Below are 23,862 nucleotides of genomic sequence, written 5' to 3' on the forward strand. Positions count from 1 at the left end.
ATGTCTAGCTCGAGCGCCCAGGGCTGAAAACGAATTTCAGTTTTCAGCTTAAGTCCTCGGTGGGCGAATTGATAAATCACAATGTCTTAGGAGGACGAATTGATAAATCACAATTTCGTCTTAGGTCGCTTCACTCTTACTCCACAACACAAAAAAACGTGATGCAGTGTAAGATCTCCAGCGCTTGTCGGACTTTTCAGGGCGCTTTTGCCTTTCTTTCTTGCAGGAGTTTTATGTTTTCTGCCGAATAATTAGATGGTATGGTTAATTTACTTAAGTTTAGAGAGGAAGAACATAATGTCACAGACCTTGCAATCGGTAGAAAAGGAATTTCTTAATTACGTAAAAAAAATGACGCATATGAATGAAGCCATTGGTTTGATGTACTGGGATCTGCGTACAGGTGCGCCAAAAAAAGGAGTCAGCCAGCGTTCAGAAGTCATAGGTACGCTTTCTGCGGATGTATTTGCTATGTCCACATCAGATGAAATGAAAAAATACATAGAAGAACTTTCTGTAAGCTCCGTTTATGATTCGCTCTCGGAAGTAACAAGAAAAACGCTGGATGAGGTCAAAAAAGATTATGACCGCAATACAAAAATTCCCGCAGATGAGTTTAAGGAATATGTGATTCTGCAGTCAAAAGCAGAAAGCATTTGGGAAGAAGCGAGGGCCAAATCTGATTTTGCTATGTTCCAGCCTTATTTGGAAAAGCTTGTGGAATTTAATAAACGGTTTATCGGATATTGGGGCTATGAAGGCAATAAGTACAATACCCTTTTGGATATGTATGAGCCTGGTGTCACTGTAGAAATTTTGGATGAGACGTTTGCTAAACTGCGCGATCGCATCGTTCCGCTCTTGCAGAAGGTGACCGAAGCTGGGAAGCCTGAGACGGCTTTCTTGTTTGAGGCGTTCCCAAAAGAGAAACAAAAGGAATTCAGTCTTCATGTCCTAAAAGAGATGGGATACGATTTTGAATCAGGACGTCTGGATGAAACGGTCCATCCGTTTGCTATTGGTTTGAATCCTGGAGATGTCCGTGTAACGACCCGCTATGTGGAAAAAGATTTCCGTACAGCGATTTTTGGTACGATTCATGAAGGCGGACATGCCCTATATGAGCAAAACCTATCAGAAGCACTCGTAGGAACACCGCTCAGCACGGGTACATCCATGGGTATCCATGAGTCACAGTCGCTGTTCTGGGAAAACTTCGTTGGCCGCCATAAAGGATTCTGGAATCATCATTATGCTTCGCTCAAGCAATATGCAGGTAGCCAGTTCGATAATGTAGATCTGGAGAGTTTTTATAAAGCGATAAATGTAGTAGAACCTTCACTGATTCGTATTGAAGCAGATGAGATGACTTATCCTCTTCATGTCATTGTTCGGTATGAGATTGAAAAAGGTTTATTTAACGATGAAATTGAAGTGAAAGATCTTCCTCGTATCTGGAATGAAAAAATGCAGGAATATCTCGGAGTGAAGCCCGAGAATGACAGTGAGGGTGTCCTTCAGGATGTTCATTGGTCAGGAGGCAGCTTTGGCTATTTCCCTTCTTACGCATTGGGCTATATCTATGCAGCACAATTAAAAGAAGCCCTAATCCGTGATCTCCCTGACTTTGATCAGCTTGTTGAAAAAGGGGATCTTAAACCAGTTCAGGAGTGGCTGAGCAAAAATATCCACCAATACGGGAAAATGAAAAAACCGATGGAAATCCTTCAAGATGTTACAGGTGAGGGCTTAAATCCTGACTATTTGATCCGATATTTTGAAGAGAAGTATTCCTCGATCTATCAGCTGAATTAGTCTTAAAACGTGCCAGCCCCATAACGGCTGGCATTTTCATGTGTTTGAAAATCGGATTTTAGGTTCATATATAGAGTATTAGTCGAAATCTTAAGGGGGAAACGGTATGCATTTTAAAAATCCGGCTGATCATGAAATCAGGGATATTCTCACATCAAAAAAGAGGATCGCTGTTGTAGGCCTTTCGGACAATCCCATGAAAACTTCTTACATGGTATCTTCGGTCATGCAGGATGCCGGCTATGAAATCATTCCGGTAAATCCGGCAGTTGATGAAGTACTTGGGGTAAAAGCGGTAAAAACATTGCAGGAGATTGAAGGTCATGTTGATATCGTGAATGTTTTCCGCAGAAGTGAATACCTGCTTGAGGTTGCGAAGGATGCCGTTTCCATCGGGGCAGATGTTTTTTGGGCACAGCTAGGACTTGCGAACGATGAAGCATATGACTATTTGAAGGAACATCAAACGGTTTCCATCATGGATAAATGCATCAAAATCGAGTACGCCAGATTAGTCAGATAAGCTTGAACCACCCGATTTGATGGGGTGGTTTTTTGTGTAAACTCAAAAGGTTTTTGCACGATTGAAGCAGAAAAGTTAAAATAGAAAGCGGTCTATCATTTTTTAAGATGCAGGAAAATATAAAATTAGCTGGCAGAGAAGGAATGTCTGGCTTCAGTTTAGGTCCTCCGAAGACGAAATATAAACACATTTCGTCCCAGGTCGCTTACGCTTTTCTTATCTGGAATAGAAACAAATGTTCTGGTATGATTAGTTATACTGCAAGTTTTTTGAAGGGAGAAAGTGTTTTGGCTAGTAAACCACATTTAGAATATAACGATGATGCCATACAGGTATTAGAAGGCCTTGAAGCAGTCAGAAAACGTCCTGGTATGTATATCGGGAGCACCGATAGCCGAGGATTGCATCATCTTGTTTATGAAATCGTAGATAATGCCGTCGATGAAGCACTCGCGGGGCACGGCAATAATATATATGTCACGATACATAAAGACAACAGTGTAAGCGTCAGAGACGAAGGACGGGGTATGCCGACTGGTATGCATAGAATGGGCAAGCCGACACCGGAAGTAATCCTGACCATTCTGCATGCAGGGGGTAAATTTGGCCAGGGCGGATACAAAACGTCCGGCGGTCTCCATGGTGTAGGCGCCTCAGTCGTTAACGCTTTGTCTGAATGGCTCGAAGTGACGATTCACAGGAACGGTACGATCTTTCAGCAGCGATTTGAATTCGGCGGCAAGCCGGTTACAACGCTCGAGGAAATCGGTACGACAAGGAAGACGGGGACGATCATTCATTTTAAACCGGATGCCTTGATCTTCAGCACGACCAATTATAACTATGAAACGCTTAGTGAGCGGTTAAGAGAAGCGGCATTCTTATTGAAAGGCGTAAAGATTGAACTGACGGATAAACGGACCGGACAGAGTGATACGTATCAGTATGAGTCAGGCATTGAAGCCTTCGTCACGTACTTGAACGAGGATAAAGATGTGCTGCACCCTGTAGTCAGTTTCGAAGGGTCTCAAAATGACATCGAAGTCGACTTTGCGTTTCAGTTTAATGACGGGTACGCAGAAAACGTCCTTTCGTTCGTTAACAACGTTCGTACGAAGGACGGAGGAACGCACGAATCAGGTGCTAGAACCGCTATCACACGGATCATGAATGATTACGCCCGAAAGGTATCTCTTTTAAAAGAACGCGATAAGAACCTGGACGGATCCGACATTCGTGAAGGCTTGACCGCTATTATCTCGGTCCGCATTCCGGAAGAAAAGCTTCAATTTGAAGGCCAAACGAAGAGCAAGCTTGGCAGCAGTGATGCCAGATCAAGCGTCGACAGCGTCGTTTCAGGCAATCTTTCGTACTTTCTTGAGGAAAACCCTCAGATCAGTGAAATGCTGATCAGGAAAGCCGTTAAAGCCGCCCAGGCACGGGAAGCAGCACGCAAGGCGAGAGAAGATGCGCGTAACGGCAAGAAGAACAAACGGAAAGACACGATGCTAAGCGGAAAACTGACCCCGGCAACCTCAAAGAACCCTGCCAAGAACGAACTGTATCTCGTAGAGGGTGATTCTGCCGGAGGTTCAGCCAAGCAGGGGCGTGACCGGCGTTTTCAAGCGATTCTGCCTCTAAGGGGTAAGGTCATCAATACAGAAAAAGCAAAACTTGCGGATATCTTTAAAAATGAAGAAATCAATACGATCATCCATGCACTTGGAGCAGGAGTAGGTTCTGATTTTACAGTGAAAGACCTTAATTATGAAAAAGTCATCATCATGACCGATGCGGATACGGATGGCGCGCATATCCAAGTCCTGCTGCTGACTTTCTTTTACCGTTATATGAAACCGCTGATCGAGAACGGAAAAGTATACATCGCTCTGCCGCCGCTATACAAGGTGAGCAAAGGAAGCGGAAAAAAAGAAATCATCGAATATGCATGGGATGATGATGAGTTAAAAACGGCGATAAAAAAGGTCGGAAAAGGCTATATCATTCAACGCTATAAAGGACTTGGTGAGATGAACGCTGATCAGCTCTGGGAAACAACGATGGATCCTGAAACGAGAACATTGATCCGTGTGAAGATCGACGATGCTGCCAGAGCTGAAAAAAGGGTTTCCGTACTGATGGGAGACAAGGTAGAGCCGCGAAGAAAATGGATTGAAGAACATGTTCAGTTCGGGTTAAACGAGGATACCAACATTCTGGATAATGAAAACATATCAGATCAGCAGTATCCTGAGGAGGTTTAGATTTTGTCATTAGTAGAACGATTTATGGATTTACCGCTCGAAGAGGTCATCGGAGACCGTTTTGGGAGGTACAGTAAATACATTATTCAGGACCGTGCATTGCCTGATGCCAGGGATGGCCTGAAGCCAGTACAGCGACGTATTCTGTACGCGATGTTTCAGGAAGGCAACACCGCCGATAAACCGTACCGAAAATCAGCAAAAACTGTCGGTAACGTAATCGGGAACTATCATCCCCATGGAGATTCTTCCGTATATGAGGCGATGGTACGGATGAGCCAGGACTGGAAAGTTAGAAACGTGCTGATCCAAATGCATGGCAACAACGGAAGTGTTGACGGAGACCCGGCAGCGGCCATGCGTTATACCGAAGCAAGACTCGCTTCAATCTCTTCGGAACTGTTAAGGGATATTGAAAAAAACACGGTGGAATTCGCACCAAACTTTGATGATACGATTGATGAGCCTGTCGTACTTCCTGCAAGATATCCGAACTTGCTTGTCAACGGATCAACCGGTATATCTGCTGGATATGCTACAGACATTCCGCCACATCATCTTGGAGAAGTTATTGACGCTGTAACGATGCAGATCGCTAATCCCGACGTGACTCTCGATGAGCTGATGACGGTGATCAAAGGGCCAGATTTTCCTACAGGAGGAATCGCACAAGGAAAAGAAGGCATAAGAAAAGCGTTTGAAACAGGTAAAGGCCGTGTGATCGTACGCGCGAAGACTCGGATTGAAGATCTAAAGGTCGGAAGGCAGCAGATCGTTATTACCGAGATTCCTTTTGAAGTAAACAAAGCCAACCTGGTAAAACGGATTGACGAGCTACGGCTGGACAAGAAGGTTGAGGGAATTTCCGAAGTAAGGGATGAAACCGACCGTACTGGAATGCGTATCGTTATTGAACTGAAAAAAGACGGTAATGCTGAAGGCGTACTAGCTTTTCTGTTTAAGAATACGGACCTTCAGATCTCGTTCAACTACAACATGGTCGCCATCCATAATAAGACGCCGAAGTTGATGGGGCTCAAACAAATCATTTCAGCTTATATCGAGCACCAGAAAGAAGTTGTTACTAAGCGCTCCCAGTATGATCTTAACAAAGCGAAAGAACGCCAGCATGTCGTTGAAGGCTTGATTAAAGCGATCTCAATTCTTGATGAAGTCATCGCGATCATCCGCGGTTCAAAAGATAAGCGGAATGCGAAAGACAATCTTATTCAAACATATTCCTTCACAGAGGCTCAGGCTGAAGCGATCGTTACATTACAGCTTTACAGACTGACGAATACGGACGTAACAACCCTTGAAAATGAAGCTTCAGAACTTGAAAAGAAAATTGCTTATTTAACAGGCATCTTAAACAGTGAAGCTAAATTGTTCAATGTAATCAAAAAGGAATTGGCTGAAATCAAAAAGAAATATAGTGATGAACGCCGAACGAAGATTGAAGATGAAATTGAAGAAATCAAAATCAATATGGAGGTCATGATTCCTTCAGAAGAAGTGATGGTCACCGTAACGAAAGACGGCTACTCCAAGCGTTCGTCCCTTCGTTCTTATTCCGCTTCAAACGGAGAAGCGCCTGGGATGAAAGAGACTGACCGGCTTCTGATGGCTTCTCAGCTGAACACAACCGATACTATATTGATTTTCACAAGCAAAGGAAATTACATTTTTATGCCGGTCTATGAGCTTCCGGAAGCACGATGGAAGGATACAGGCCAGCATTTGGCCAACATGGTTGGATTCGACCGTGATGAACAGCTGATTAAAGTCATACCTGTCAAGGAATTTCAGGAGAATCAATTCCTGGTCTTCTTCACGAAACAAGGGATGGCAAAGAAAACAGAGTTAATGCAGTATAAGGCACAGCGGTATAACAAGATGTTGATGGCTCTCAAGCTTAAAGGCGACGATGAATTGATCGATGTACACCTGACGAACGGCAGTGAGGATGTCTTTATCGCTACACATTATGGATACGGTCTCTGGTTTGGTGAGGAAGAGATCAATGTGGTCGGACAGCGGGCTGCTGGAGTCAAAGGAATAAACCTTAAAGATGGCGATTTTGTTGTGAGCGGAAAAGCGCTGCCTGAAAAAGAAGCCAGCCAGCTTGTCTTAATTACACATCGCGGATCTGTTAAAAAAATGAAGATTACGGAATTTGATAAATCATCAAGAGCAAAACGCGGGCTTGTCATGCTGCGGGAACTGAAAAGCAATCCACACCGTGTCATCGGTCTGGAGCTGGCAAATGCAAATGCCAGTTATGAAGTAAAAACAAAGAACAACAGTATCGTACTGGTTGAACCGGCAAAACTTAAAAATGCAGATCGGTATAATAACGGTTCATATGTCGTGGATATCAGTGATTCAGGTGAAGTGACAGAAGTATGGGAGCATGTCCGTACGGAAGAAAACAAAGAGTAGCAATTGCTGCTCTTTTGTTATTTCTCTCTACTAGTTAACCTGCATAGGATTATGTAAACTAACAACAAGAAAAAAGGTGAACGATGAAAGGGAACACACATTTAATGGGAGGTTTGGCAGCGGCAGCACTTGTAAACGAATGGATAGATGGACCAGCTTCCTTAGACCATCAGCTTGTCTTTTATGGAGCAGGGCTTCTCGGCAGTCTGCTTCCAGACCTATGCCATCCTAATTCATGGGCTGGGCGAAAAACAAAGCTATTTTCAAAGTTTGTCAGCAAAACGTTTGGTCATCGAACGATTACACATAGCTGGCTGTTCATTGCAGCAGTCATCCTGCTTGCTGATGACCTCCATTCAACCTACAGTCTGAATCTGAAATATGGGTTACTCGCTGGTGTGATCAGCCATCTCATTCTGGATGCCTGCACATCCAGAGGCATTCAATTTTTGTATCCGATTCCTTTACGGTTTCGGTCTCCGCTATATACCAAGACGGGCTCCAATACGGAAGCAGCTGTTTCAGGAATCTTAATGATCGCTGCTCTTATTCTTCTAGCAAAACAGCATATATTAAACGTATAACAAAAAAGCAGCGTTCCATATATTCAGGAACGCTGCTTTTTTAATGGCTGGATGATCTGCGGTATTGATACTGCTGCCATTGAAAACGGATAAAGCACCCGATGCAAAATCCGAGGATCGCGATAAAAGCGGCAAAGAAAACCATAATCGTAAATACATAGGCAGCGATCGTGTAATGAAGGATATAAGAAAGATAAGCGAAGAAAAGGCATGCCACTGCAATCTTCTGGTTAAACTGCTGCTGATTCCATTCTTCCGGAACATAGGAAGAAGGTGGTTTTTGCAGAAACAGCTTTCCAAACTGCATGACCGGATTAAAGCGGAACAAAAGTCCAGAGACACCTGCAGCGAGCGGGAGAAGAAGGACCCATTCAAAGCCTGTCAACCAAACTGCCGCAACAGAAAGGACAATAAACCACTGATTAAGCCGTACTAAGGGTCGTGGAATAGAGACTGTAGGCTGGCGCATTTTAATATCCGACCTTTCTGATTGGAATATACACATTATAGCCGAAGCCAATGAGGGTGTTAAGTAAAATGTGCTGAAAGTAAGAATATACGAATAACTTTTCCTCCGAATGTCTATTATGGTTATAAAGGAGGCCGCAATGAAAAGATTAATAGATTTTGTTTGGGAGGGGCTAACGCTTCAGCATATGCCCTTAAGCCGGTTCATGATCCTTTATATTGTGCATTATGTTTTGCTCTTTCTTTTTTCAGTGACCTTATTTATTTTGTCATTTGGTGCACTGCTTTTATATAAATCGCTTCACACCATTCCTCCCTTTGGAGTTTGGGCAGGTATCATGGTGTCGGCTATTGCGGTTTTCTGTATTTTTATCATAGGCATCGCTACAGTAAAAAGAATGAAAAAACAAGTTACCACGTGAAAATTTTGTCCTTTTATGGTAATGTTTAACTGGTTATTAATGAAGTAAAATAATAAAACAGACCGTCAGCTACATGTTTGAAGTTTCAAATGAGGTGCGCTTATAAGAGAGGGGGGAATCTGTTGTTAGGGGCAAGAATATACATAAAGCCGTTCGCGTTGGAAGATGCGGAGGCGCTGCTTGAATTGCAAAAGAAAAATCGTAGTTTTTTTGAGCGATTTTCCATGGGACGTCCCGACGATTTTTACAGTATAGAAGGCCAGCGGAAAAGGATAAAAGAATATGAACAATCTCAAAAAAATGATTCGGATTATCAGTTTGGTATATTTACAAAGAACAAGCATGCGCTAATTGGCACGATCAATCTTTTTCAAGTACTGCGCGGCTCCCTTCAGAGTGCGTTCATCGGATATTTCCTGGATCAGGAGCATAATGGTAATGGGTACACGACAGAAGCAGCCAAGCTTATCGTACAGTATGCATTTGAAGAACTGAAACTTCACCGCATTGAAGCCGGTGTTATGCCGCATAACGTCGGATCGATCAGGGTTTTAGAGAAGGCGGGTTTTCATAAAGAAGGCCTGGCTGTTAAGAATGTAAAGATCAATGGAAAATGGGAGGATCATCAAGTCTTGGCCAGCATTAATCCATATGATGAATAAACGAAGGCTTTCCGATAAGGAAAGTCTTTTTTCTATACTTTTTTAACATAAAGTTCTGTTAGTCCATGTTGTTGATTTTTAGTGGGGTGTTATTGAACGCCTTCTGAAAATCAGAAAGGTATAAGCAACCTTTTCCCATCTGCTTTTCGGGCGCTTCATTTGTTTCACAAATCAGCCGGCTCTTATCATCGCCAGCGATCACTCCTTATTATTGGAGAAAAAGACTTGAGGGCCTCTTTTAGCATCAGTATGCGATGCCCAATATGATTGAGAATCAACAATATGCTTTAACTAAGCCTAACATAAAAAGAGGAGCTAGGGGCAAGGATAGAAACGGAAAGCAATTTATCAGGAAGGAATGGATCAACATGCAAAAAAGGGAATATCAAGCCGGCGATCAAGTCTTTGTCATCTATAGAAACCCGCATACGCCGAATGTTGCAAACATTACGCAGGGTGAAATTGTCCAGCATCCTGAACATGAGAATGAAGTGGCGCTGTTTTTGCACGAGTCCTATCATCTTCTGGCCGAAGATGATGCTGTATATGACACCTTTGAAGAAGCAGAGAAGCAATATAAAGAAATCTTTGATTATGAACAGTATCAGTAAAGGGAGTGTAATTTTTGATTAAACCTTTTGTACCGCAGCTGGTATACATTGAACCGAGAGCGCTGGAGTACCCTCTTGGGGTTCAGCTGAAAAAGAAATTTGAAGATATGGGCCTCGAGATCCGGGAAACAACCTCACATAATCAAGTGCGAAATATCCCAGGAGATAACGATCTGCAAAAATACAGGAATGCCAAATCAACACTTGTTGTCGGCGTCCGGAAGACCTTGAATTTTGATTCCTCGAAACCGTCAGCTGAGTATGCCATACCATTTGCCACCGGATGCATGGGACATTGCCATTACTGTTACCTTCAAACTACGATGGGAAGCAAGCCTTATATCCGCACTTATGTGAACGTGGAAGAAATATTGGACCAGGCTCAAAAATATATGGAAGAACGAGCTCCGCAGATCACACGGTTTGAAGCTTCCTGTACGTCCGATATTGTTGGAATCGATCATTTGACACATACATTGAAGCATGCCATTGAATATTTTGGCCAGTCTGACCTTGGACGCCTTCGATTTGTAACCAAATTTCATCATGTCGATCATCTGCTGGACGCAAAACATAACGGACGCACGCGATTCCGTTTCAGTGTGAATGCTGACTATGTGATTAAATATTTTGAACCGGGAACATCGCCCCTCGACATGCGGATAGAGGCTGCAAAAAAGGTTGCCAATGCGGAATACCCGCTGGGCTTCATCGTAGCGCCTATCTATATCCATGAAGGCTGGCAGGAGGGATACCGTCAATTGTTTGAGAAGCTGGATGCCGCACTTCCCCAAAGTGCCAGGGATGATATTACGTTCGAAATGATTCAGCATCGATTTACAAAACCAGCCAAACGGGTAATCGAGAAAAACTATCCAAAAACGAAACTTGAGATGAATGAAGAAGAGCGGCGCTATAAGTGGGGCCGCTATGGGATTGGAAAGTATATCTACAGTAAGGAGGAAGAACACGAGCTGCGGGAGAGCCTGGAGTCAGACATTGACAAATACTTTCCTAATGCGAAAATTGAATATTTTACGTAAACACCAACCGGGCCCATTTGTGACCCCGGTTTTTTCCTTTTTATTTATAAAGGTCCAATAATTCCGTCAGTCGTATCCTCATGAGTTCAAGCAATTCTTGAGGCTGCTTTACCCTCGCTTTTTTACCCAATCCAATAAAAAATTCCGCAAAATAGTCCAAATCGGTTATAGGAATTGGACACTCTAGCCATCCTGTGCCATCTTTTCGTGTCTTTAGCTCGGGTGCGGCCCAAATTTCTGATTCACACTGCTGGACGCCCTCTTTGTTCAGTACAACTTTGAGCCTGACCAGTTTTTCTCTTGGCTGGTTGTGGGATCTTCTGTTTCCCAGGTGAAGCGAGGAAAAGTCCATTGGTTCAGTTTTTTTCGAAGGATAGCCAACATTTTGGATACGATCGCAGCGGAAGCTCCGAAAATCTTCCCGGTGAAAACAATAAGCAGGACAGTACCATAAACCATTGCTTGCATAAATTCCAATCGGCTGGATCTCCCTTTTTGTGGTTAAACCCTTAGATGCATATTCCACCACAATGACTTTTTGCTGGATGGACGCCTTCAGAAGAGCAGACAGATAGGGAGATTTTGAGCTCCGATGAGGGGTGATGATGTCTACACGATTTTTCATTTCATCAATCCTGTCCCTGACTTCACCGGACATATAAAAATAAAATTTGTTTAGCGCTGAAGAGTATTCCGTTTCAAACGGCAATGATGAGAAATGGCGCAGAGCGTGGCCTGCAAAAAAAATGGAGACGGCCTCTTCTTCCGTAAAAACGATGGGGGGTAGTATCCGTTCATTCAGCACCTGGTAGCCTCCATGGGGGCCCACTTCTGAATACAGAGGGATGCCCAACTCGCTTAGCTCTTGCAGATCACGGAGTATCGTGCGTTGTGATACGTCAAATTCCTGAGCCAGTTCTTTTACGGTAAACTTTCTTTTTCGGTTTACAGTCATCATTAATTCCAGGATACGTTTCGATTTTGACATCTTAATTTTCTCCATTTTTTATTTATGACATTCCCTGTCACTATTATAAGCTACAATGAAACCACAACAAGTACATTAGCACTTAAAGAAATCAAATAAGTGAAATGGAGTGAGCAAGATGCAGGGAATAAACGAATTGAAAGAGATGCTTCTTGAAGAATTGGAGCTGATTGTAAGAACTTCAACAAATTTAATCGGTAAAATATCACCGAACCACTTGGATTACCGCCCAAGAGAAAACATGAGATCTTTGCATGAACTGGTGCTGCACCTCGTTTCCGTGCCTTCTACTGACCTTCTGATCCTGCAGGAGAAAAGCGAAGAAGAGGTTCGGGAACTCGAATCGGAGGTTGCCTCTGATCACGAGCCAGAACAATGGATCGTGAGGATGAAAAATGGGCTGCAGGATGTAAGGAGCTATATGGAACAGATGCCGGATGAAGAATTTCTTCAAAAGAAAACGAAGCCGTTTTATTTAGATCATGGGACTGTGCAGGCCAAATGGCTGATTGAAATCGTCACTCATGCTCAGCATCACCGGGCGCAGCTCTTTAATTATTTGAAGGAACAGGGCTATGACGTAAACATGTTTAATCTTTACTGATTAAACATTAGGAAAGAGGGAGATCACTTATGATGAAAAAGAAAACAAATGAGAAAGGATTGTTTTTTGATGGACCGGACACAAGGCTTTCATATTTGGACTTTGGCGGGGAAGGAACGACTATTCTCGCATTGCACGGACACATGAATGAGGGGCTCTTTGCAGAAGGATTAGCCGAACATATTCAGGAAGCCTGCCGTATGATTGCGCTTGATCAGAGGGGGCACGGTGAATCCGGCCGTCCGTCAAGCTATGAAAATGACTTGTATGTTGAAGACGCGATTGCTCTGCTGAATCATCTCAACATTGAAAAGGTGGGGGCTTCCATTCGACGTGGAGGACATCCTCCGCTCACAACGTGAACTAAACGGGGACTATTGGAAAGAATGGACCGCCTCAACCGTTCCGGCCTTATTGAAGCAGAGTGCTATCATCTGAGCATGCTCAGGAAATGGTGTCAAAAAGACCGAACACAGAGCTTGTTAGTATTGAAGCTGGCCATGCGGTCTATTTTGACAATCCTGAATGTTATCGAGAGGAGATTGTTAACTTTATGAGTAAGCGTGGATTTATCAAAGAACGGCAGATTTAGTTTTTTAGGTACAGCTCTCACTGGGTTGTACCGAATTTTTGTTGTACACTAACAGTAAACCTCTCGTTGAAAGGGATGTATCTATGACGTTTACTGACCGGGCACTTCTTATCATAAAACAAATACCTGAAGGAAAAGTCATGACTTATGGACAGATCGCCCGCCTCGCTGGAAGTCCCCGCGGTGCAAGACAGGTTGTGAGAATTCTTCATTCGATGAGTAAAAAGCATCGCCTTCCTTGGCATCGGGTCATCAATGCAAAGGGAGAAATCGGGTTTACAGACGAAGAAATGCACGCTGTGCAACGGTTTTCTCTCGAGAGTGAAGGGATATCTGTTTCATCAGATGGCAGGATCAATCTTCAATTGTACTTGCATCAGCCTGAAACAAGCAAAAGGATGTACACCTCATGAGCGGGGCGTACATCCTTTATTTTTTTGCTTATTTTGAAGTCCTCTTATTTTTATATTTTTCTAGTACGTGCCTCATGCCTTCTTCTAGAAGGTCGTTTGCAGGTCTGTCAAGCTTTGCTGCCAATGCTTTTAATTCCTTATACAATGACTGGCTCAAAGTCGTATTCACGTTCTTTCGGTCATCATTTTTTGGCCGGATGCTGCTCTGATACATCGTTTCCTCCTATTGGTTATTTATTGTATTTTTTCAATACTGATCCGTCCGGAGAAAAAAGTCGCACCGCCGCCCATATCGGCGACCCGGTCAGGCGTTAGAACGTTGACTAACTGTTTTGTACCAGGAAGGTCTGCCCAAAGCCCCTGTGTAACCGCTACTCCGGACAGAACGTTTTCACCGATGGATGCCTGCAGCAAGCATTCTCCACGATTGTTCCATATTCTTACCATTTCTCCGTTTTCAATGTTCAGTTCAGCTGCGTCTCTCGAATTGATATGCAGCTGAGGTGTTTTTTCCAACTGGATATGTTTATCGTTATTACTGAACGTCGAGTTTAAGAAATTATGATTGGGTCCCGGTACGAATAAAAATGGATGATCACCGTCAGCAGGAAGTGGAATATACGTCGGCAGTGCTGGGTAGCCGTCTTCCTCCATCTTTTTGGAATACAGCTCGATTTTCCCGCTTGGTGTCGGGAGTCTTCCTGGAAACAATGGTGTGTTTTTTGCTTTGACAAACTGATTTTCTTTTAACGCCTGCAAATCAATGTCTTCAATATATGAATTGGCCGGGTAATGGAACGCCTGTTCAATCATTTCTTCATCAGAATCTGTAAACACATCATCCTGGAACCCCATCGCTTCGGCCAGTAGGCGGAAAACATCGGGATTGGACTTGCTTTCCCCATATGGCTCGATTACAGGTTCCTGTATCTGTGTGTACTTGTGCCAGTAGGACGTATAAAAATCCGTGTTTTCAAACGATGAGGTAGCGGGCAGCACGATGTCCGCATAGGACGCTGTTTCGGTTAGGAACAGATCGTGAACGACAATGAACAGATCTTCCCGTTCCAGCCCTTTGCGTACTTTATTCCCTTCCGGAGCTACTACAGCTGGATTGCAATTGTATACAAACATCGATGAGATGGGCGGCTTTAAGTCAAGCAAAGCACTTCCGATCTGGTTCATGTTAATGACGCGTGTCTCTTTATTCTCAAGCAGATCTGGCCGTTGAACCGCTGCTGTATTGTGGGCAAGGTAGCCGGAGTTTCCTTTTATCGCGCCACCGCCTTTTACAATCCAATGCCCTGTTATGGCTGGAAGGCATGCGATGGTACGGACAGCCATACCGCCGTTGTCATGATGCTGCAGACCGTTTCCGATGCGGATAAAAGAAGGTGAGACGGTACCGTATAGCGCTGCAAGTTCCTTTAAATCGTCAACCGGAATACCGGTAATTGCTGCTACGGTATGGGGATCATATTGTTTTACATGTTCCCGGAGTTCCTGATAGCCGATGGAGTATTCTTGCAAGAACTCCAGATCCGCCAGGCCTTCTTCAAAAAGGAGGTTCATCAAGCCGAGAGCAAGAGCACTGTCTGTTCCCGGAAGAATAGGAATAAACCAGTCTGCTAGAATACCTGTCCGGTTCTTATGGACATCAATAACGACGATTTTTGCTCCGTTTTTTCGTGATTTTTGCGCCAGTGCGACCTGATGCATGTTGGTGCTGACTGCATTTATCCCCCAAAAGATGATTAATTTTGAATGGATGGTGTCTTCAGGATCTATTCCAAAGCTTCCTCCCATTGTGTATTTATAGCCAACCGATCCTGCCACTGAACAGATAGTCTGGTCCAGGCGGCTGGCACCGAGACGGTGAAAGAAACGCCTGTCCATGCCTTCAGCGCTCAATATCCCCATGTTTCCATAAAAACTGTAGGGAAGAATGCTCTCAGGACCCTCAGATGCTATAAGATTCTTCCATTTGGAGGCGATTGATTCTATTGCCTCGTCCCATGTAATTGGTTCAAATTGCCCCGACCCTTTAGGGCCTGTCCGTTTTAAAGGAGTGGTCAGCCGCTTCGAATCATAGATTCGTTCCGGCATATTTCTTACTTTGTTGCAGATGTTCCCTTTTGTAACGGGATGATTTGGATCTCCCTGAACTCTCGTTATTTTCCCATCTGTTTTATGTAGAAGCAGACCGCATTGATCCGGACAATCCAGAGGGCAGACTGAGGGGAAGATGCCATTCTGCTGTTTCTTGAAGGTGCTCATGGTTTACTCCTTTCATCCTCTTGTTTATCTAAGGATAAGATCAATTCACCAGATTATCAATGACTTCTTTCCAAAAGAAAGAGGGTTGGTAACTTTAACAAGATACCGAAGAAGCGGTTTTCATTGAAATGAAATAAATTTGTAAAAATTGTAATCTAAATCCTGCGGAGGAGCATATGATTTATTGTTTGGCAACAAACGTAAATTTAAAGTAAGGAAGGGAACAGATGAAGAAATTTTTAGCGCTCCTCTTAACGTTCAGTTTTGTGTTGTTTTTTGCTCAGCCTGCCAGTGCAGCTGGAGTAAGCCAATTCATTATCATCAACAAATCAAAGAATGAACTGGCCTACTATGAAAACAGCAGGCTGAACAGTGTGTTCAAAGTGGCTACTGGCCGAGAAAGGTCTTTTACGCCTGAAGGAAAGTTCAAAATTGTAAACAAAATCGTTAACCGGCCGTACTACTCTGGCCATATTCCTGGAGGAGATCCGAGGAACCCGCTTGGAAACCGCTGGATGGGATTAAATGCCAGAGGGACATGGGGTACCACTTACGCTATTCACGGAAACAACAACCCGAATTCCATTGGCACCTATGCCAGTGCCGGCTGTATCCGCATGTACAACAACGAAGTACAGTGGCTCTTCAGCAAGGTGAAAGTGAATACACCTGTGGTGATAGCGAGTTCGAGCAAATCTTATGATTCCATAGCAGCGGCAAACGGTCTGAAACCATCCTCACTTCCTGCGAACTCCTCTGGGAACCTGAAGCTTGGGAGCAAAGGAACCGAAGTGAAAGAGCTGCAAAGAACACTTACCAATAAAGGTTACAGTACGAAAGGAATCGACGGCATCTTCGGGAAAAATACAGATTCGGCTGTACGCAAGTACCAAAAGGCAAACAAACTGAAAGTCGACGGAATTGTGGGACCGGCAACCAAAAAAAGGCTGGGAATGCTGTAATAGAGAAACAGGAAAAGAGATTCTTAAACTGAATCTCTTTTTTTATTTTTCTTTCAGGCTAAAAAATGAGATAATTCTAAAATTAACAGATATGAGAGGTGACGGATATGCAGCAATGGATTAAAGAAGTAGGACGAGGAAAGCGGGGTGCCAAAGACCTCACATATGAAGAGGCGCTTAAAGCTGCTGCGTGTATTGCTTCAGGGGAGGCAACGGATGCTCAAATCGCCGCATTTTTTATGGCCGAACGCATCAAGATGGAAACTCCGGATGAACTTCTCGCTTTCATTCATGAATTCCGAAACCATACCGAGCATTTGACGCAGCAGACCACTCGAAAGATACTCGACTGCGCAGGCCCTTATAATGGCAGAAACTCATTTGCCGCCACGATTCCTGTAAGTATCCTGTTATCACAGCAAGGATTGCCAGTGTTTCTGCATGCGGATGAATCGCTTCCTCCTAAACACGGAACTTCATTAAAAACAATATTGGACCATTTAAAGGTTCCGATCGCGCATAGCTTGGAAGAAGTGGAATCTTCTCTTGATCAGACAGAGATCGGGTTTGGGTGGACGGAAAAGCTTTGTCCACCGCTTGGTTCATTAAGAAGAATACGCAAAGAAATCGGCGTGCGGACAATCATGAACACGGTTGAGAAGCTGCTGGATATTTCGAGTGCCAAATACATTATCCTTGGTGTTTTTCATCGATCCGCAGTCAATAAAATCATACCCAGCCTTCAGCGGCTAACCTATGAAAAAGCATTTATCGTGCAGGGGGCGGAAGGTTCAGAAGATCTTCCTGTACACCGAAGCAGCTTTATTTATGAAGTAACCCAAGAGAAAAGTGAATCTATCATTATTAATCCGGAGGACTATGGATTAAAGCATGCAAAGGAAGTAAACAAAGAGAACCTGACTCCTGATGTGCAATGTACAACTATTCAAAGAGTACTAGCAGGAGAAAAATCAGGAGAGATTGCCCCATATCGGAATCAAGTGGTTCTAAACGCAGGGCTGCGCTTCTATATACTTGGGCATACCTCTTCCATGGCGGAAGGAACGGCACTGGCAGAACAGCTGCTGAATGGCCGTAAAGGAATGGAGCAGCTTCAGCGCTGGCAGCATCAAGCACATTCCGCTTATACTCATAAGACTTGAGGCGTATGTAAAATTAGACTCAAGGCGAGTTACAAAATGGGGGGAAATCAAATAAACTAAACATATAGTTTATTACAGCAGAAAAAGGAGTTTATGATAATTGGAACATAAAGGGCTTCGAATTCTTATTCACGCCAGTACGTGGTTTGCACCTATACTCGTACCGCTGATCGTTTACCTTTTGATATCTGATCGGGAAGTGAAAAGCCTGGCGCTTCAAGCTGCGCTCTTTCATATTGTAATTGGGGTGTTAATCGCTATCTCGGCATTCTTCTCATGGGTACTCATCGGTTTGCCATTCTTGATTGTTTTTGGATTAATGGCAATCATCGCCCCTTTAGTGGGGATTTTCCGTGCATTAAATGACCGGCCTTACCAATATCCGATAGTTGGTTCTTGGGTAAAATAATATTTTGGGGAAAAAGCATTCTCCGATTCATAGGAGGATGCTTTTTACTATGACCTTTGCAGTTAACCTATTTACCTAGTTCATTTCAATTGAAAAAAGTTGATTGGTATTTTGGAAGTATTTTCTATGGAATGTATTGTAAATGATATGTTTGTATAGTAATATGACTCCGATTTGGAGGATGTAAAAGGGGAGTACTAGGTCGATATGCGGGGAACAAAGCCCTTCCCTTTTTTTAAAGCCCTGGTTTCCAAATCAAAATAAAAGAGGAGGTAATGAAATGTCCAGGTCGTACAGGCTGACCGTTTCCGCTGCACTCTTGTTATTTTTGATCATTGGGATAGTTACACCAGCAGAGGCACAATCAAATCCAAACGGAGGAGGTTATTGGCTTCAAAGCGGTAAAGAGAAGATGAAACAGGCAACAATGCTCATGAAGGAAGGGAAATCTGTAGAAAGGTATAGCGAGGAAACGATTCAGGAAAAAACTCTAAAAAGAGTTCAGACGTTAGGAGATCTAAGAAAAGAAGACAAGCAAAGCAACTCGGCATATGAATCAAAGATGGGACCGCCAACGTTTACTGCGTTGGGCTGGGAGCCGCCGGCATTTGATTATGATCATATCAGTACTGTAGAAGAGTGCCGAGACAACCCATCCAGCAGCTCAAAAACAGGCTATATAAAAAATCATTATTCTTTCTGTTGGTCCCATGTGGCTACTTACCAGATACCAAGGTCATGCCGCTTTGGTTTCTGCTCATATGACGGTGTGCAAATTCAGTTTACAGAAATCGGATACGGATCCAATCAGAGTCGGAAAATGAGAGTATATTACAGCATTGATGATATTCTTGTTACCAATCCTTCGTTAAACGGTGCCAAACTGAAAATTGATCTAGTTTGTCAGGCTAAAATCAATGCAGGTGACTGCAAACCCGATTCTAAGACTCCTGCCATAGAACGTACCATTGCCCAGTGGAAAAACACAAACTTTGGTTTGAAAACATTCCTTTCAAATGCTCCTCCTGCCAGTGAATATAACCCTGATCAGCTCGGGTATATGGATTTCTGGCCCAAACTCACCATTAAGCATGCACCTAAGAAGTTTACTAAAACCATTGATGGTATTAAACAGAGAGTTCGTTTTGATTCAGCAAAATACATGTTTGCTTTTCCAGACCAGCATTTTTGGCAGGGAGCGATATTTAGTAAAACGGATGCCGTTTTAAATGTACCGATTACCAAGGCGGAATTCGCTCCTCTAAAAGAAGCAGGTGAACATTGGAAGTTTGCGATGGATCATCCGGAGAAGACCAAACCTTATAAGTTAGGGAAAAAAATACCTGGAGCATTGGGAGACCGTCCTCTTACACGTATGTATACGAAAAGGCATCCCGAAGAATATGCAAAAAACAGGGCTAAGACTAGATCCGTATGCAACAAGGAATTTAAGGATGAAGACCGGACAGGTAAAGAGTGCGATGAATTCCCATTTGCTTCCACTTGGGAAGGGTCATCAACAAATGGCCAGGATTGGTTTTCGGTCAAACTCATACCAAAGGAATCCAATAATGCGGCAGGAAGATGGCTTGCTGCCTGGTATGCCTATGACCGTATATTGGATGATGATCCGTTTTACGTACAAGTAAAGGCTCCTGTAAAAGTGGGGACCATTTCATCATATGGTACTCCCAAGCCAGGACAGGACCATAGATCCAGCGATAACTTTTCCCTAAAAAACATACCTGCTTATACTAGCAAACTGAAATGGAAAGTCACCTCAGGTCCAAAAACTGCTCAGTTTGATGTGATGCATGATGACAACCTGGGTATTGATGAAACCATTTTTAATCATTTGAGCGACGGGTCTACAACAGATATAAAAACTACGAAAGACATCTACATTGCAAACCCGGAAAAATCAAATGGGAAAGAATTTACCGTTGAAATATATGCCATTCCTTAAAGCACACGCTGAAGGGGCTGTCCAAGAAGTCTGTAAGCTGTTGATTTCCGTTCCAGGCTGCTCGCTTTCCGCGGGGCGTGCGGTGAGCCTCTTGGTGCAAGCACCGGCGGGAGTCTCACCTGTCACGCTAGTCCCGCAGGAGTCTCGCATCTTCCACTTCAATTAACTTTTCATTGAAGATTTTTCAAGCCAAAAAGGGGCTGCCTGAAGGTCAATTTTCGACTTTCAGGACAGCCCCTTTTCTATTTCAAAAGATCGACCTTCTCTAGTTTCTTTACATGGGGCAACATAGGATTCAATATTTCAGTCCACACTGGCTGCAGTTGCACACTTACGTATGACAACGACTTGTATGATAATTTTGAAATGGATAATCATTAGCCCAAACGGCTTCGCCTGTTGTACAATAAAAGAGTGAAAAATAAAAGAATTCTGACAGAAATGAGGTGCCGGTATCGTTCTTCATTTGAAAATTACTGTGAATGATGTACTGGAGAGAACAACCTTCTCTAAAGCGAAAGTGGCTGCCGGCAGCAAAGGGCTGAACCGTCTCGTCAAATGGGTTCACGTGATGGAGGTCGCTCAGATCGGAAATCTCCTCAACGGAAACGAGCTAATTCTTTCGACAGGTATGGCATGGAAAGACAACGAACAAGCCTTTCTTTCCTTTGTGCTGGAACTTATTGAGCTGAATGTTTCTGGTTTATGCATCGAGCTTGGAACTCAACTGTCGGCTGTGCCGGCATCGGTTCTTGAAGCTGCTGAAAATCACGGGCTTCCCATCATATTGTTTGAAGAAGAAGTCCGTTTCATCGATATTACCCAGGACTTGCATACTTATCTCATCCAGCAGCATTTTAAGATGATCACAGAGCTTGAGAGTTTTTCACAAGCGCTGAATCAGCTGCTGCTGAGCTCAAAACCACAGGAAAATATACTTAAACTTCTCCACCAATCCGTCAAGATGCAGGTGGTTTTTATACACAGCCAGAAAAACGTGACACTGTTCCCTGCCGTGGATTCTCCAGAGCAGGAAGAATGGCTGGATTTTATTGAAAAAAACCAGGAAAGCTCCTCTGTGGTAAGGCAGCCGATCCAGGCACTTGACCATCTATTCGCAGAGCTGATTCTCTGTTCGAAAGACCAGCCGATTACTGATCTGCACATCCTCCTGGCAGACCGGACGGCTACAGCCCTTGCCAACCAGCTGCTCCGGGAGATGTATACCGCTGAAAAAAAGAGAGCGGAAGAAAACAGCTGGATGCAAGAGTGGCTGGAGGGACGCCACCGTGACGAGGAGATCGAAAAGCATCTCGTATATTTGGGAATGAAAGGCCGGCATCAAGGGGCGTCTGTTTTTTGTGTTGAATTGGAAAACGGAGAGGCCGGTTTTACTGAAACACAATATCCGTACATACAGATTGTTATCCGGTCCATTTTCGAACCACTCGGTTTTTATATCCTGCCCTATGTAAAAAGCGACCATCTTATCTTTATCCTCATTAATCTTAGGGATGCTTCTTCATACAAAGAAAGGGTGCGCAAAGGAATCCATCTGGCAAGGGAAAATCAGAATATTCCTTTGCTATTTATGGCGGTCGGTAAATGGATAAGCAGACTAAGTGCACTGGATAAAAGCTATGATACAGCTCAGAAGGCGTTAATGCTTCAAACCAAACTTGCAAAAGGAAAAATCAGTCCGCTTTATGACGATCTCCACATGTACCGCCTGATTTCCATGATTCAGGACAATCAAGAGCTCGATGATTTTATTCAAGATTATCTCAAGCCTGTGATTGAATATGACACAAAGAATAATACAAGACTTCTGAACACACTGAAGGTATTTTTAATGTGCAACGGTTCCAAGCAAGAAACAGCCGGCCATCTTTTTATTGTCAGGCAGACCTTGTACCACAGGATTAAGCAGCTGGAGGAATTGCTGGGCAAAGATTTTATGGAACCCGGAAAGCGCCAAGCCCTTGAATTTGCCGCGATGGCTCATGAATATATGGAACTGTAGAGGCTGAACCTATATCAGTCTCTTTTTATTTACCATTATGTACACCAATTACGGGAAACCATTTTACGTTATGTCTAATGAAAGTTGTGTATTATACAGATATAATAGAATTGGAAAGTTTAGAATATTTTAAAAATTGTTACGGGAGGTAATTTTATGACAGTGTTGACAAATAAAGCTCAAACGCTAAAAAATTTCGTAAATGGCCAGTGGGTGGATTCATCGGCCTCTGAATTTCTCGATGTGCCCAACCCGGCTACGGGTGAAGTTCTTGCGAGCGTGCCAATCTCGACGAAGGAAGAGGTAGGACAGGCAGTGCAGGCAGCGAAAGAAGCGTTTAAAACTTGGAAGAAGGTTCCCGTGCCAAAGCGTGCCCGAGTATTATTTAAATACCAGCAGCTGTTAACAGAAAACCACGACAAGCTTGCACAGCTTGTCGTTATGGAAAACGGCAAAAGCTATAAAGAAGCCTATGGGGAAGTACTTCGCGGCATTGAATGTGTTGAGTTTGCCTGTGGAGCTCCATCCCTTATGATGGGTGAGTCCCTTGGCAGTATCGCTGAAGACATTGATTCAGAAATGTTTAGATATCCGCTCGGTGTTGTAGGAGGCATAACACCTTTTAACTTCCCGATGATGGTGCCATGCTGGATGTTTCCGCTGGCGATCGCATGCGGAAACACGTTTGTACTGAAGCCTTCTGAAAGAACACCAATTCTTGCTAACCGTCTTGCAGAGCTATTGGCAGAAGCAGGATTGCCAGAAGGAGTCTTCAATATTGTCCATGGTGCCCACGATGTCGTTAACGGACTGATTGAGCACGAAGATGTGAAAGCGGTTTCGTTCGTCGGCTCTCAGCCAGTGGCGAAGTACGTCTATGAAAAAGCAGCAGCTAAAGGAAAAAGAGTTCAGGCATTATCAGGGGCAAAGAATCATCATATCGTCTTGCCGGATGCTGATCTGGATAAAGCGGTCCAGAACGTCCTAAGTTCCTCGTTCGGAAGTGCTGGCCAGCGTTGTATGGCGTGCAGCGCTGTCGTATTAGTCGGCCATCAGGATACCTTTGTTCAAGCATTAAAGGATAAAGCGGATGAAATGAAAATGGGATATGGCATGGATGAGGATGTTCTGCTGACACCGATCATCCGTCAGAGCCACCGTGAAAAAGTATTGGGCTTAATCGAAAAAGGCAAGGAAGAAGGCGCTGTATTAGTGCGGGACGGAAGAGAAGATATGGGCGACCATGCTGACGGAACATTTCTTGGGGCAACGATTTTTGACCAGGTAACACCTGATATGATGATTGCTCGGGAAGAGTTGTTTGCTCCGGTTCTCAGTATTCTTAGGGCTGCCGATTTGGATGAGGCGCTTGAAATTGTCAACACATCAAGGTTTGGAAACTCAGCTACCCTCTATTCACAGGATGCAAAAGCTGTGCGCCAATTCCGTGAAGAAGCTGAGCCTGGCATGCTTGGCGTTAATGTTGGTGTGCCAGCTCCAATGGCATTCTTTCCGTTTTCCGGGGCAAAGGATTCGTTCTATGGAGATCTGCATGCGAACGGTAAGGACGGCCTAAACTTTTTTACAAAGAAAAAAATGATCACTTCCCGTTTTGTTTAATTTGAGAGGAG

23 protein-coding genes are annotated in these 23,862 nt (G+C 43.8%); 19 read left to right on the top strand and 4 right to left on the bottom strand.

The features are described from left to right. Positions 1-297 precede the first annotated feature (297 nt). From AR335_RS11320 to AR335_RS11340, 5 genes are all read left to right on the top strand, one after another. Positions 298-1,815, top strand: a complete 1,518-nt coding sequence (locus AR335_RS11320) for a carboxypeptidase M32 (protein WP_062235534.1) — start codon at positions 298-300, stop codon at positions 1,813-1,815. A gap of 106 nt (positions 1,816-1,921) precedes the next feature. Next, positions 1,922-2,338 carry a CoA-binding protein gene (locus AR335_RS11325; protein ID WP_062235537.1) on the top strand — a complete coding sequence of 139 codons (417 nt, stop codon included), beginning with the start codon at positions 1,922-1,924 and terminating at the stop codon, positions 2,336-2,338. A gap of 287 nt (positions 2,339-2,625) precedes the next feature. Beyond that, positions 2,626-4,602: a DNA topoisomerase IV subunit B gene (gene parE, locus AR335_RS11330; RefSeq protein WP_369795814.1), complete on the top strand. Its 1,977-nt coding sequence runs from the start codon at positions 2,626-2,628 to the stop codon at positions 4,600-4,602. A 3-nt stretch (positions 4,603-4,605) separates the two neighbouring features. Continuing rightward, a complete protein-coding gene (gene parC, locus AR335_RS11335) occupies positions 4,606-7,044 on the top strand; it encodes a DNA topoisomerase IV subunit A (protein ID WP_062235540.1) in 2,439 nt (812 codons plus the stop codon). An 83-nt stretch (positions 7,045-7,127) separates the two neighbouring features. After that, positions 7,128-7,628 (top strand): metal-dependent hydrolase, encoded by a 501-nt coding sequence (locus AR335_RS11340; protein ID WP_053358185.1) that lies wholly within the window; start codon positions 7,128-7,130, stop codon positions 7,626-7,628. Positions 7,629-7,668: 40 nt separating this feature from the next. On the opposite strand, the gene AR335_RS11345 is transcribed toward AR335_RS11340, so the two are convergent. After that, on the bottom strand, positions 7,669-8,097 hold the full coding sequence (locus tag AR335_RS11345) for a DUF4395 domain-containing protein (protein ID WP_062235544.1): 429 nt from the start codon (positions 8,095-8,097) through the stop codon (positions 7,669-7,671). A gap of 139 nt (positions 8,098-8,236) precedes the next feature. Here AR335_RS11345 and AR335_RS11350 point away from each other — a divergent pair, with 139 nt between their 5' ends. From AR335_RS11350 to splB, 4 genes are all read left to right on the top strand, one after another. Continuing rightward, positions 8,237-8,518, top strand: a complete 282-nt coding sequence (locus AR335_RS11350) for a hypothetical protein (protein WP_062235547.1) — start codon at positions 8,237-8,239, stop codon at positions 8,516-8,518. Between the two features lie 119 nt (positions 8,519-8,637). Then, positions 8,638-9,180, top strand: coding sequence for a GNAT family N-acetyltransferase (locus AR335_RS11355; RefSeq protein WP_062237047.1), 543 nt, complete (start codon positions 8,638-8,640; stop codon positions 9,178-9,180). A 368-nt stretch (positions 9,181-9,548) separates the two neighbouring features. Continuing rightward, a complete protein-coding gene (locus tag AR335_RS11360) occupies positions 9,549-9,791 on the top strand; it encodes a transcriptional regulator SplA domain-containing protein (RefSeq protein WP_062237050.1) in 243 nt (80 codons plus the stop codon). Positions 9,792-9,805: 14 nt separating this feature from the next. Further along, positions 9,806-10,834 carry a spore photoproduct lyase gene (splB, locus tag AR335_RS11365; protein ID WP_062235550.1) on the top strand — a complete coding sequence of 343 codons (1,029 nt, stop codon included), beginning with the start codon at positions 9,806-9,808 and terminating at the stop codon, positions 10,832-10,834. A gap of 40 nt (positions 10,835-10,874) precedes the next feature. Here the strand turns inward: splB and AR335_RS11370 are convergent, their stop codons facing one another. Continuing rightward, positions 10,875-11,822, bottom strand: a complete 948-nt coding sequence (locus tag AR335_RS11370) for a helix-turn-helix transcriptional regulator (protein WP_062235555.1) — start codon at positions 11,820-11,822, stop codon at positions 10,875-10,877. A gap of 118 nt (positions 11,823-11,940) precedes the next feature. Between AR335_RS11370 and AR335_RS11375 the strand changes: the two genes are divergently transcribed. The 3 genes from AR335_RS11375 to AR335_RS11385 all read left to right on the top strand — a co-directional run bounded on the left by AR335_RS11375 (position 11,941) and on the right by AR335_RS11385 (position 13,431). Then, positions 11,941-12,426, top strand: coding sequence for a DinB family protein (locus AR335_RS11375; protein ID WP_062235558.1), 486 nt, complete (start codon positions 11,941-11,943; stop codon positions 12,424-12,426). A gap of 32 nt (positions 12,427-12,458) precedes the next feature. Next, the gene (locus AR335_RS11380; protein ID WP_156418937.1) at positions 12,459-12,788 is read left to right on the top strand and encodes an alpha/beta fold hydrolase; all 330 of its coding nucleotides are present in this window, start codon (positions 12,459-12,461) and stop codon (positions 12,786-12,788) included. 313 nt (positions 12,789-13,101) lie between these two features. Further along, positions 13,102-13,431 carry an MGMT family protein gene (locus tag AR335_RS11385; RefSeq protein ID WP_062235567.1) on the top strand — a complete coding sequence of 110 codons (330 nt, stop codon included), beginning with the start codon at positions 13,102-13,104 and terminating at the stop codon, positions 13,429-13,431. Positions 13,432-13,459: 28 nt separating this feature from the next. On the opposite strand, the gene AR335_RS11390 is transcribed toward AR335_RS11385, so the two are convergent. Continuing rightward, positions 13,460-13,645, bottom strand: coding sequence for a ribbon-helix-helix domain-containing protein (locus AR335_RS11390; protein WP_053358194.1), 186 nt, complete (start codon positions 13,643-13,645; stop codon positions 13,460-13,462). A gap of 20 nt (positions 13,646-13,665) precedes the next feature. Continuing rightward, a complete protein-coding gene (locus AR335_RS11395; protein WP_062235570.1) occupies positions 13,666-15,708 on the bottom strand; it encodes a molybdopterin oxidoreductase family protein in 2,043 nt (680 codons plus the stop codon). 227 nt (positions 15,709-15,935) lie between these two features. Between AR335_RS11395 and AR335_RS11400 the strand changes: the two genes are divergently transcribed. From AR335_RS11400 to AR335_RS11425, 7 genes are all read left to right on the top strand, one after another. Beyond that, the gene (locus AR335_RS11400; RefSeq protein ID WP_082683454.1) at positions 15,936-16,670 is read left to right on the top strand and encodes a L,D-transpeptidase family protein; all 735 of its coding nucleotides are present in this window, start codon (positions 15,936-15,938) and stop codon (positions 16,668-16,670) included. Positions 16,671-16,777: 107 nt separating this feature from the next. Then, positions 16,778-17,833 carry an anthranilate phosphoribosyltransferase gene (locus AR335_RS11405; protein WP_062235573.1) on the top strand — a complete coding sequence of 352 codons (1,056 nt, stop codon included), beginning with the start codon at positions 16,778-16,780 and terminating at the stop codon, positions 17,831-17,833. Between the two features lie 100 nt (positions 17,834-17,933). Then, positions 17,934-18,242: a DUF4870 domain-containing protein gene (locus AR335_RS11410; RefSeq protein ID WP_062235577.1), complete on the top strand. Its 309-nt coding sequence runs from the start codon at positions 17,934-17,936 to the stop codon at positions 18,240-18,242. A 280-nt stretch (positions 18,243-18,522) separates the two neighbouring features. After that, positions 18,523-20,208, top strand: a complete 1,686-nt coding sequence (locus AR335_RS11415; RefSeq protein ID WP_062235584.1) for a NucA/NucB deoxyribonuclease domain-containing protein — start codon at positions 18,523-18,525, stop codon at positions 20,206-20,208. 40 nt (positions 20,209-20,248) lie between these two features. Beyond that, a complete protein-coding gene (locus AR335_RS25175; protein ID WP_255357535.1) occupies positions 20,249-20,374 on the top strand; it encodes a hypothetical protein in 126 nt (41 codons plus the stop codon). A gap of 300 nt (positions 20,375-20,674) precedes the next feature. Then, a complete protein-coding gene (locus AR335_RS11420) occupies positions 20,675-22,231 on the top strand; it encodes a PucR family transcriptional regulator (protein ID WP_082683455.1) in 1,557 nt (518 codons plus the stop codon). Between the two features lie 156 nt (positions 22,232-22,387). Beyond that, complete coding sequence (locus AR335_RS11425) at positions 22,388-23,851, top strand: CoA-acylating methylmalonate-semialdehyde dehydrogenase (protein ID WP_062235589.1); 1,464 nt, start codon at positions 22,388-22,390, stop codon at positions 23,849-23,851. The last annotated feature ends 11 nt before the right edge of the window (positions 23,852-23,862 follow it).

The sequence above is a fragment of the Fictibacillus sp. FJAT-27399 genome, from assembly GCF_001510655.1.
Lineage (GTDB): Bacteria > Bacillota > Bacilli > Bacillales > Fictibacillaceae > Fictibacillus_C > Fictibacillus_C marinisediminis.